At 66.8% G+C, this 11,721-nt stretch carries 7 protein-coding genes; all 7 read left to right on the plus strand.

The window, feature by feature from the left end:
* Positions 1 to 18 precede the first annotated feature (18 nt).
* The 7 genes from U1769_RS22165 (at position 19) to pdxR (ending at position 11,698) form a co-directional block, all read left to right on the plus strand.
* Complete coding sequence (locus U1769_RS22165) at positions 19 to 2,289, plus strand: FdhF/YdeP family oxidoreductase (protein WP_332720238.1); 2,271 nt, start codon at positions 19 to 21, stop codon at positions 2,287 to 2,289.
* 151 nt (positions 2,290 to 2,440) lie between these two features.
* Positions 2,441 to 4,108: an amidohydrolase gene (locus U1769_RS22170; protein ID WP_332720239.1), complete on the plus strand. Its 1,668-nt coding sequence runs from the start codon at positions 2,441 to 2,443 to the stop codon at positions 4,106 to 4,108.
* 88 nt (positions 4,109 to 4,196) lie between these two features.
* Positions 4,197 to 6,365 (plus strand): TonB-dependent receptor, encoded by a 2,169-nt coding sequence (locus U1769_RS22175; RefSeq protein WP_332720240.1) that lies wholly within the window; start codon positions 4,197 to 4,199, stop codon positions 6,363 to 6,365.
* A 58-nt stretch (positions 6,366 to 6,423) separates the two neighbouring features.
* The gene (locus U1769_RS22180) at positions 6,424 to 8,610 is read left to right on the plus strand and encodes a prolyl oligopeptidase family serine peptidase (RefSeq protein ID WP_332720242.1); all 2,187 of its coding nucleotides are present in this window, start codon (positions 6,424 to 6,426) and stop codon (positions 8,608 to 8,610) included.
* Positions 8,611 to 8,653: 43 nt separating this feature from the next.
* Positions 8,654 to 9,247 (plus strand): FMN-binding negative transcriptional regulator, encoded by a 594-nt coding sequence (locus tag U1769_RS22185; protein WP_332720244.1) that lies wholly within the window; start codon positions 8,654 to 8,656, stop codon positions 9,245 to 9,247.
* Positions 9,244 to 10,167: an alpha/beta hydrolase fold domain-containing protein gene (locus U1769_RS22190; RefSeq protein ID WP_332720245.1), complete on the plus strand. Its 924-nt coding sequence runs from the start codon at positions 9,244 to 9,246 to the stop codon at positions 10,165 to 10,167. The genes U1769_RS22185 and U1769_RS22190 overlap by 4 nt, the downstream gene beginning before the upstream one ends.
* Before the next feature lie 70 nt (positions 10,168 to 10,237).
* Positions 10,238 to 11,698: a MocR-like pyridoxine biosynthesis transcription factor PdxR gene (gene pdxR, locus U1769_RS22195; RefSeq protein ID WP_332720246.1), complete on the plus strand. Its 1,461-nt coding sequence runs from the start codon at positions 10,238 to 10,240 to the stop codon at positions 11,696 to 11,698.
* The last annotated feature ends 23 nt before the right edge of the window (positions 11,699 to 11,721 follow it).

The raw sequence follows: 11,721 nt of genomic DNA on the forward strand, positions 1-11,721 counted from the left end.
GCCGCGCCGGAGGTAGTGATGACGAAAGATCGGCTTGCGGGCATTCATCCCTATGCTGGCCCGGCGGGTGGCTGGGATGCGCTGAAGGCAGTTGCAGTCGCGATCCGCGAACAGATGGGCGCGAGCACCGATACGCGCGCGCTGCTGCAGATGAACCAGCCAGACGGATTCGATTGTCCCGGCTGCGCGTGGCCTGATCCCAAGCACACCTCCTCCTTCGAATTCTGCGAGAACGGGGCCAAGGCGGTCACGTGGGAAGCCACCGCGAAGAAGGTCGATCCCGATTTCTTCGCGCGGCACAGCGTTTCCGAGCTGTGGACCTGGTCCGATCACGCGCTCGAGGACGCCGGTCGGCTCACGCATCCGATGCGCTATGACGCAGCGACCGATCATTTCGTGGCGATCTCGTGGGATGAGGCCTTCGCGCGAGCGGGCGCGGCGCTGCGGGCACTGGACTCGCCGAATCAGGCGCAATTCTATACGTCGGGCCGCGCGTCGAACGAGGCGGCGTTTCTGTACCAGCTGTTCGCGCGGGAGTTCGGTACCAATAATTTCCCCGACTGTTCCAACATGTGCCACGAAGCGACCAGCGTGGGGCTGCCCAAGTCGATCGGTGTCGGCAAGGGTACGGTGACGCTCGAGGATTTCGACCATGCCGATGCGGTGTTCTGCATCGGCCACAATCCCGGCACCAATCATCCCCGCATGCTATCGACCCTGCGTGAGTGCGCGCGGCGCGGGGCACCGATCATCGTCGCCAATCCGCTGCGGGAGCGCGGGCTCGAGCGCTTCCAGTCGCCCCAGGCGCCGGTCGAGATGCTGACGGACAGCGCGACGACGCTTGCCTCGGCCTATCATCAGGTCAGGGTCGGCGGCGATACCGCGATGTTCAAGGGCATGATGAAGGCGCTGTTCGCGGCCGATGCCGTGAACCTGGCGACGGGCGGGGAGGGCCTGCTCGACCGCGCCTTCATCGCCGAGCACACGACCGGGTTCGAGGCGCTGCGCGCGGATATCGAAGCGACCGGCTGGGACGCGATCGTCGCGCGGTCGGGGCTGACCCGGGCCGCGATCGAGAGCATGGCCGAGGTATATTGGACCGCCGGGCGCGTGATCGTGTGTTACGGCATGGGGTTGACCCAACACCGCCACGGCACCGAGAATGTCCAGCAGCTGGCCAATCTGATGCTGCTGCGCGGCAATATCGGCAAGCAGGGGGCAGGGATCTGCCCGCTGCGCGGCCATTCCAACGTGCAGGGCGATCGCACCGTCGGCATCACCGAGATCCCGACCGAGGCGTTCCTGCAACGGCTCGATCTGGCCTTCGGCATCACTGCCCCGCGGGCGCCCGGCACCAACGCGGTCGAAGCAGTCGCGGCGATGCGCGATGGCAGCGCAAAGGCGTTTATCGGGCTCGGCGGCAATCTCGCGGTGGCAATGAGCGATCCGGAAGCGAGTTTCGCCGCTTTCCGCAAGCTCGATCTGTCAGTGCAGATCTGCACCAAGCTCAACCGGACCTGCCTGCTGGCGGCGCGCGAGAACATCGTCCTGCCCTGTCTCGGCCGCACCGAACAGGATGTGCAGGCGACCGGTCCGCAGGCAGTGACGGTCGAGGATTCGATGTCGATGGTCCACGCCTCGCACGGCCGGCTCAAGCCGGTGTCTCCGGACCTCCGCTCCGAACCGGCGATCGTCGCTGGTCTGGCTCGCGCGACGCTGCCTGACACGGTCGTCGACTGGCAGGGGCTGGTGGACGATTATGATCGGATTCGCGCCAAGATCGAGCAGGTCTTTCCCGACTTCCACGATTTCAACCAGCGGATCCGCCACAAGGGCGGCTTCCGGCTGCGCGTCGGCGCCTCGAATCGCGAATGGGATACGCCCGATCACAAGGCGCATTTCCTAGTCTATCCGACCGTCGATATCGACGACCTGCCCGACGAAACCGGCCTTCTGCTCACCACCCTGCGCAGTCACGATCAGTACAACACGACGATCTATGGCCTGAACGATCGCTATCGCGGGATCACCGGGCGGCGCGACATCATATTCGTCAATGCCGACGATCTGGCCGCGCTTGGGCTCGCGCATGGCGACCGGATCGACGTGGTGGCGGGGCCGGGCCGCGTCCTCGCCGGCCAGACGGCGGTGGTCCATCAGATCGCTCGTGGCTCGGTCGGTGCTTATTACCCTGAAGCGAACTGCCTGATCGCGCTGGATAATTATGATGGCAGGAGCGGAACGCCGTCCTACAAGTCCGTACCGGTGAGCCTGCGCCGCGCCGCGTGACGAGAGCGCCGATGCGCTGAGGCTTGTGGCCCGGTGCGGGAGGTGTCTGCCGACTGGACCCGTCGACTGCACGAAAATTGGATGTTTCGTGGTCCGCCGATTGGCTCTCTAAGCAGGGCATGAACCAGATTCCCACCTCGTCCCGGCACGCATGATCGACCGCCGTCATTTCATCGGTGGCGGTGCGGCAGCGCTGCTGGCGCTGCCCGTGATGGCGGCGGGACGAAGCCTGGATATCGCGCTGGTCAATGCGCGGGTCTGGACCGGGCGGCGCGAGCGGTCGGCGATTACCGCGGTCGGCATAAGCGGCGATCGCATCGCCGTGATCGGTGCGGACGCGGTGCGGGCCGCGACGACGGCCGCGACACGGGTCATCGATCTCGACGGGGCATTCCTGATGCCTGCCTTCATCGACAACCACACCCATTTCCTGCGCGGCGCGGCGATGCTGCGCCAGCCGAGCCTGCGCGATGCGGCGACACCGACCGCCTTTGCCGAGCGCGTCGGCGCAGCCGCGCGCCTGCTCAAGCCGGGCCAATGGGTCGAGGGCGGCTATTGGGACGAACAGCTGTGGGGCGGCGAGCTGCCGACCCGCGCCTGGATCGATTCCGTCACCCCCGATCATCCGGTCGCCGTGTCGCGGCTGGATCTGCACATGATCCTGCTCAATTCGGTCGCGCTGAAGCTGGCCGGGATCAATCGCGATACGGTGCCGCCGGCGGGCGGGGTGATCGTGCGCGACGCGAGCGGCGAGCCTACCGGCATCCTCAAGGATAATGCGGCATGGCTGGCCGAGCGCGCAATCCCGAAGCTGGACGATGCCGGCATCGAGGATGTGCTGCGCGGCGGTATCGCCGAAGGGCTGTCGCGTGGCGTGGCCCAGGCGCATTCGCCAGAGATCGACTGGTCGATGTACGAGGCACTGCGGCGGCTCGGCGCCAAGGGCCGGCCGGACATGCGTTTCTATTCCTTCGTGCCGCTGGCCGATTGGGAGAAGATGGCGGCGATCGTCGCGGCCGAGGGCAACGGCGACGACTGGATCCGCTGGGGCGGGGTCAAGGGCCTGATGGACGGGTCGCTCGGATCGCGCACGGCCCTGTTCCACGCTCCCTATACCGATGCGCCCGATCAGCGCGGCGTGCGCGTGGCGCCGCGCGACGAGATCGCAAAACATGTCGCGGCCGCCGACGCGCACCGGCTGCACGTCACGGTCCATGCGATCGGCGATCAGGCCAATGACGAACTGCTCGACATCTATGCCGAGGTGGCCCGTGCCAATGGCCGGCGCGACCGGCGCTTCCGGATCGAGCATGCCCAGCATCTCAGCCAGGCCGCGATCCCGCGCTTCGCCGCTCAGGGCGTAATCCCATCGGTCCAGCCCTATCACGCGATCGACGACGGCCGCTGGGCGGTGAAGCGGATCGGCGCGGCGCGGCTGCGCGGCACCTACGCCTTCAAATCATTGCTCGATGCAGGTGCGCGGATGACGTTCGGTTCGGACTGGCCGGTCGCGCCGTTCGATCCGATCGCCGGCATCCACGCCGCTGTTACCCGCGCGACGATCGATGGGGCCAATCCGGACGGATGGCTGCCAGACCAGAAGATCACGGTCGAGCAGGCACTCACCGCCTATACCAGCGCCAACGCCTATGCCGGTTTCCAGGAAGACCGGCTCGGGCTGATCGCGCCGGGCTATCTGGCCGATCTGACCGTGCTCGACGTGGATCCGCGTAGCATCGCGCCGGCCGATATCGCCAGGACCAAAGTGCTGCGCACCTTTGTCGGCGGGCAGCAACGTTTCGGGCCGCAAAGCGGCTGACCGGAGAGGGTCGGGAAGAGCACAGCAGCGAGGGAAAAAGGGCAAGCGGCAAAGGCCGCGGCCCGCACCATCACAAGGGGAAGCGACCATGAACCGACTCATATTGCGATATGCGCCCGCCGTTTCGGCGATCGCCCTGCTCGTTGCCGGCGGTGCGCCGGCCTGGGCGCAAAGCATTCAGGACGAGACCGGAGCGGAGACCGGCGGAGATATCATCGTCACCGCCAACAAGCGCGAGGAGCGGCTGCGTGACGTCGCCGGCGGCGTTTCCGCCGTCACGGGCGAGCAGCTTCAGGCGATCGGCGCCCAGGATTTCAAGGACTATCTGACGCGCAGCCCCGGCGTGGCGTTCAACGAAGGCCCGTCGAACAATTCGACCGCGGTGATCCGCGGCATCGGCACGACCGCCGGCCTGGACCAGGGCCAGGGCAGCACCGGATATTTCATCAACGACATCCCGATGAACGAGCCCGGCTACACCATCGTCATCCCCGATATCGACGCGTTCGACGTGTCGCGGGTCGAGGTGCTGCGCGGGCCGCAGGGCACTTTGTTCGGATCGGCGTCGCTTGGCGGCGCGATCAACTTCATCACCAACCTCGCCGATCCGAGCGGCTTCCACGCCGCGGCGGAAGGGTCGATCGGCACGACGCGCTTCTCCGACGGAGAGGCCAATTACCGCGCCAAGGGCATGGTCAACGTGCCGCTGATCCCCGACAAGCTGGCGGTGCGCCTGGTCGTCACCCAGCGCGTCGATGCCGGCTACATCAAGAATATCGGCACCGGCGTGGACGGCTCGAACGACGTCCACACCTTCGGCGCGCGCGGTTCGATCGTGTTCACGCCGGATGTCGACACCAGCATCAGCTATCTCGGCCTGTACCAGAAGACCGATACCGACGATCCCAGCGTCAGCAATCTCGGCCTCGGCCTGCTCCAGCGATCGAGCAATTTCGAAACGCCGATGATCTTCAAGACGCAGCTGCACAGCCTGCGGCTCGATCATGATTTCGGCTTCGCGACGGCGACGGTGCTCGGTAGCTACAACCGCAAGACCGGCGACATCTTCGACGATTTCAGCGTGGCCTATGGCGCCCTCAATCCGGGAAATCATTATTTCCTGCAGGCCGGGCAGAGCGACACCTATTCCTACGAGGTGCGCTTCGCGTCGCCCAAGGGGCAGACGCTCGAATGGCTGGTCGGTGCGACTCATATCGACACGACCAAGGGCTTCCAGGAGCATCTGAGCTCGCCCGGTTATGCCGCGGCGCATCCCGCCGAGGTGGCGGCCGGGCTGACGCAGGGCGATGAATATTATTACGGCGCCTCGCATACCAAGGGCGACGAGAATGCGCTGTTCGGCGAGCTCAACCTCAATCTCGGCAAGGTGACGCTGACCGGGGGCGGCCGCCTCTTCAAGACGCGCACCGACACCTATTCCGATCTGCGCGGCATTTTCGGCAACGGGGTCAACCCGGCCTATAAGGTCAGCGATTCGGGCTTCGCGCCCAAGGCGTCGATCAAATATCAGCCGGCCGACGACTTCATGGTCTATGCGCTTGCTTCCAAGGGCTATCGCTTCGGCTCGCCCAATACGCTGCCGCCGCTGGCAGGATCGCCGATCCCGCCGGGCACCAGCTCGGACAGCCTGTGGAACTATGAAGCGGGCACCCGCTTCAGCCTGGTCGACCGGAAACTGTTCCTCAGCGTCACGGCCTTCTACATCGACTGGACCAACTTGCAGGTGCGGCTGCGGCGGCTCGGCGACGGGCTGACTTATGGCGCCAATGCCGGCGCGGCCGAGATCTACGGCGTCGAGGCATCGGCCTCGCTCAACCTCGGCGGATTCTCGCTGAACTCCAACCTTACCTGGCTGGATGCCGAGTTGACCGAGGATATCCCGACCGCGGTGCCGCCGCTGTCTTCGGGCAAGACGCTGCCTTCGGCCGCCAAGTGGCGCATCTCCAACACCGCCGCCTATAATTTCGGCGGCGCGGCGGAGCCGACGATCACATTGCTCCATCGTTATGTGTCCCGGTCGCCCGGGTTCCTCAACGAGGATACCAGCTTTGCGCCCTATCACATCTTCGATGCCCGCGTGTCGGCGAAGCTGGGCGATTTCACGGTCGCTGCCTTTGCCGAAAATATCGGCGACCGGCGTGCCGTGACCTTCGGCTATCAGGACTTCGGGACTGGATCGACGCGATTCATCGTCAAGCCGCGCACGCTCGGCGTGCAGGTGAACTGGGCGATGTGACCGCCGGTGGAGCGGCCGATGTCCGGCCGCTCCACCGGCGACCAATGATGGGAATGACATGACCGACCGGCGACAAATCCTGGTATCGATGCTGGCGCTTGCCGCCGGATCGGTGGCCCGCCCTGCCCTGGCGCTGGCCGCCAAGCTGCGGTGGCCGATCCCGCCACAGCCGCCGCGCGTGCCGACGACGGTCGGGAATTTCGGGCACAAGCGGACCGACGACTATGCCTGGATGCGGCCGAAGGACTGGCACGCCGTGCTGCGCGACCCGTCGACGCTGGATGCGCCGATCGCCGCGGCGGTGAAGGCGGAGAATGCCTATGCCGATGCGATGCTCGCCCCGTCCCGGCCGGTGCAGGCGACGTTGCTGGCGCGCGCGCGGGCGGTCGAGGCGGACGGCCCCGCGCCGATCGCAGTCGAGGATGGCGGCTTTCTCTATTACCAGCGCCAGCCGCCGGGCAGCCAATATCCGGTGTTCGCGCGGCGGTCGCTTGGCGGCGGCCCCGAGCGGGTGCTGCTCGACGTCGGCGCCGAGGCGGCGGGCAAACCCTTTTTCGCGCTGCACTGGGGTGGCACCTTCCACAGCCCCGACCAGAAATTGTTCGGCTGGTCGCAGGACCTGACCGGTTCCGGCATTTTCGGCATCCGCGTGCGCGAGATCGCGACCGGGCGCATGATCGTGACCGACGTGGACGAGAGCCATGGCAGCTTCGCGTTCGACGCCGGCGGCCGGTACCTGTTCTGGGTCGGGCGCGACGCCAGCGGGCATCCCAATTCGGTCTGGCGGCGCGACATGCAGACCGGCGCTGACGTGAAGATCCATGCCGAAAACGATCCGGCCTTCTTCATCGAGCTGAAGACGCTCGCGTCCGGCGCCTTCGTGGTGTTTCGTATGCTCAATGGCGCGCAGACCGAGGCATGGCTGATCCCGGCGTCCGATCCGACCGCGCAGCCGGTTTTGGTGGAACGGCGCGCGCCCGATCTGCGCTATGATGTCGATCACTGGAACGGCCAGCTGGTGATCCTCACCGATATCGACGGCGCCGTCGACATGAAGGTGATGACCGCGCCGGCCGACAATCCCGGTCGGGCGCAGTGGAAGCCATGGGTGCCGCACCAGCCCGGCCGCTTCATCGCGGCGATCCATCCGTTCAAGGATGCGCTGGTGCGCGAGGAATGGCGCGATGCGCTGCCCCGGCTGGTGTTGATGACGCGGGACGGCGAGGAGCGGGAGGTCCAGTTCGACGAGCCGGCCTATGCGCTGACGGTGCCGCATGGGCAGGGCTGGGGAGCGTCCGCGCTGGCCTTCACCTATCAGTCGCCGCGGCTTGCGCCCCGATCCTGGCGGCTGACCCTCGCTGATGGCGTCGCGGCGCAGACGGGAGCGGTCGCGCCGAACCCGGCCTATGACCCCGCCAATTATACGCTCGAGCGGATCGAGGCGGCGACGCCCGATGGGGCGCGGGTGCCGATCACCATCCTGCGCCGGAGGGGCACGCCGAAGGACGGCAGCGCACCGCTGTTCCTCTACGGCTATGGATCCTATGGCGCGACCGTCGATGCGCTGTTCGACGCCGGCAAGATCGCGCTGGTCGATCAGGGCTGGACCTTCGCCATCGCGCATGTCCGCGGCGGCGCCGAACGTGGCAGCGACTGGTGGCGATCCGTGCTGAAGACCGGCAAGAAAAAGACCTTCACCGATTTCATCGCCTGCGCCGAACAGCTGATCGCCGGCGGCTACACCGCAAAGGGGCGGATCGTCGCGCATGGCTATTCGGCCGGCGGGCTGCTGATGGGCGCGATCTATACGATGCGGCCGGATCTGTGGGCCGGGGTCATCGCGCAGGTGCCGTTCGTCGATCCGCTCAACACCATGGATTATTTCGAGAGTCATCCGCTCGGCCTGACCGCGCTCCCGATCTGGGGCGATCCGCGCGTGCCCGAGGAATATGCCTATATCGCCAGCTATTCTCCGTACGACCGGCTCGAGTCCGTCGCGTATCCGGCCTTGCTCGCCACCGGCAGCGTGGCGGACGAACGGGTCGCCTTTTACGAGCCGCTGAAGTTCGCGGTTCGTGCCCGCGCGCTGACCACGGCCGGCAATCCAGTGATGGTGAAGATCGCGACGACTGGCGGCCATATGGGGGCCTCCGGCGCATCGGCGGCGCTGGCGCAGGATGCGATGTTCCATGGCTTCGCGATCTGGGCCGCCGACCGCAAATGGGGCGTTGTACCGCAGCGATGAACAGGATTTTCCTAATGCCCATCCGCTGCGAAAGGCGCGGCGCGTGAGCCATTTTGAACCGGCTTCAGCGGCGGATCTTGCGGCGTTCGTCCGGGATCAACTGCTCGCGCTCGTGGTGTCGGACGGGCCGCAGGGGCATCTCACCACGCCGCTGCCGTTGCTGGTCCAGACGGACGAGGCCGGCACCATCGTCGAATTCTTCGGTCATTTCGCGCTGGCGAATCCACAGGTCGCGGTAGTGCGGGAGAATCCGCGCGCGCTGATCCTGTTCCAGGGGCCGCATGCCTATGTGCCGCCAGCCTGGGTATCGGCCGAGCGCTGGGCGCCGACCTGGAATTACGCCATGGCGCAGTTCGAGGTCGAGATCCGGCTGCTGCCCGAAGAGAATGACCGGGCGATCGCCGAGCTGCTCGCGGCAGTCGAGGGCAATGGGCCCGGTGCGTGGACGGTCGAGGCGATGGGCGACAGATATGCGAAGATGCTGCCGCATATCATTGCCTTTCGGGCGCGGGTGACCGGCGTCAACGCCAAGTTCAAGCTGGGCCAGGACGAATCGGACGAGACGTTCGAGGAAATCGTTGCCGCCCTGGGCGATGGACCGCTCGCGCGCCTGATGCGGGACGCGCGTCGGCGATGACGGACGATGTCGATCCCGGGATCCGGCTGTTCCATCGTCGCGTGATGGAGGACTATGCCCGGCACGGCACGCCCGGCGACGTGACGGAGCGCCGTCGCATCGCGGAACTGGTGCGGGCGCCCTGGAATGTCGGCGGCCCGGTGATGGCGGCCACCACCGATCTGGTGGTTGCCGGCGTGCGCGTCCGACTCCACCGGCCGAGCGATGCGCCCGACCTGCCCGTGCTGGTCTATCTGCACGGCGGCGGCTGGGTGCTGTTCAGCATCGACACGCATGACCGGCTGATGCGCGAATACGCCGCGTGCAGCGGCTGCGCGGTGCTCGGCGTGGAGTACAGCCTCAGCCCGGAAGTGCGCTTCCCGCATGCGCTGGGCGAGATCGCGGCGGTGCTCGAATGGCTGCACGCCAGCGGCGCCGACCATGGGCTCGATCCGGCACGCATTGCGATCGGCGGGGATTCCGCGGGCGGCAATTTGGCGTTGGCGACCGCCCTGGGGTTGCGCGATGTCGGCCGCGACTGGTTGAGCGCGATGCTGCTCAACTATGGCGCGTTCGATGCCGATGATAGCGCCTGGCAGGGGCGATTTCACACTGAAGACTATATGTTGAATCCGGTGGAGATGGCGGCCTTCTGGACCGATTATCTCGACGAGGACGAGCGCGCGAACCCGCTTGCCCGCCCACTCCTCGCCGATCTTGCCGGTCTGCCCCCGGCCTTTCTGTGCATCGCCGAGTGCGACATCCTGGCCCCCGAGAATCGCGCGATGGCGGCGCGGCTGGCGGAGGCCGGCGTGGCGGTGGACGCGCGGGTCTATCCGGGGGCGATGCACGGCTTCATCGAAGCGGCAAGCGTCGCGCCGCTTGCCGAGCGGGCGATCCAGGAAGCGTCGAAGTGGCTGCGCGATCAGCTGAGAAGCTGAACCGCCGCGCTTGCCGCTGCGCAGCGGGTGGCCCATAGCTTGGGACGATTTTCGGGAGGAATGGGGGCCAATGCTGCGGCCATGGAAGGTGATGCTGTCCGAACGGATCAGCGCCGCACGCGAGATGCCGCTGTACCTCCAGATCGTTCACGCGCTGATCCACGAGATTCAGCGCGGGCGCCTGAGCCCCGGCACCTATCTGCCGAGCAGCCGCGAACTGGCCCGCACGCTAGACGTCAACCGCAAGACGATCGTGCTCGCTTATGATGACCTGACGGCGCAGGGCTGGCTCGAATCGAAGGGCACGCGCGGCACGATGGTCGCCGCCAATCTTCCCGAGCAGCCGCTGGAGCCGCAGGGCGCCAGCGAGCCGACCGGTGCCGCCGAATTCCCGTTCGCGATGACGGATAGCGCGCCCTTCGTGCTGTCGGGCAGTCAATGGCTGACGCTGGACGAGGGAACGCCCGACTGCCGGCTGTTCCCGAGCGATCTGCTCGCCCGGGCCTATCGCGACGCCATCGCCCGGGCGCGGCGCGGCAACCGGTTGCGCTATGGCGATCCGCGCGGATCGGTCGTGTTGCGCGAACGGATCGCGGAAATGCTCAACGCGCAGCGCGGTCTCGTCGCCGGTGTCGACAATATCTGCATCACGCGCGGCAGCCAGATGGGCGTCGCGCTGGCCGCGCGCGTACTGCTGGGTCCGGGCGATACGGTGCTGATGGAATCGCTGAGCTATGCCCCGGCCGGCATTGCGTTCAGGTCAATGGGCGCGACGGTGGTCGGCGTGCCGCTCGACCGCGAGGGAATAGATGTGGCTGCGGTCGAGCGCATGTGTCGGCTGCACCGCGTGCGCGCGATCTTCCTCACGCCGCATCATCAATTCCCCACCACGGTCGCGCTGCGCCCGGAACGGCGGCTGCGCCTGCTCGAGCTCGCCCGGCAATTCGCCTTCGCCATCATCGAGGACGATTACGACCATGAATATCATTTCGAATCGCAGCCCCTGCTGCCGCTTGCCAGCTACGCGCCGAGCCGGATCATCTATATCGGCTCGCTGTCGAAGCTGACCCTGCCGAGCCTGCGCATCGGCTATATCGTCGCGCCGACGCGCGTGATCGATTCGATCGCGCACCAGGTCATGTCGCTCGACCGACAGGGCAACACGCTGACCGAGGAAGCGGTCGCGGAACTCATCGAGGCCGGGGAATTGCGCCGTCACGCCCGCAAGATGAACCTGATCTATCGCGCCCGGCGCGACTCCTTTGCCTTGGCGCTCGAGCGGCACCTCAGTGGGCTGGTGGACGTCGACGTACCGGACGGGGGCCTCGCCTTCTGGCTGCGCTTCGCCGATCCGGCGGTACTCGACCGGATCGATCGCAACGCCGCCGCCGTCGAGCTGCGGTTCGCGCCCTCCACCTCCTACGCAACCCCGCCTTCGACCGAGCGTGGCCTGCGCCTTGGCTTCGCCAGCCTCGACGAACGCGAGGCGGATGATGCGCTCCGCCGCCTACGCGCCGCCGCGGACGCCTGATTGCCGCGTTCGGACAGGCCAGT

Origin of the sequence: Parasphingomonas zepuensis (genome assembly GCF_036663735.1) — a bacterium.
GTDB lineage: Bacteria > Pseudomonadota > Alphaproteobacteria > Sphingomonadales > Sphingomonadaceae > Sphingomonas.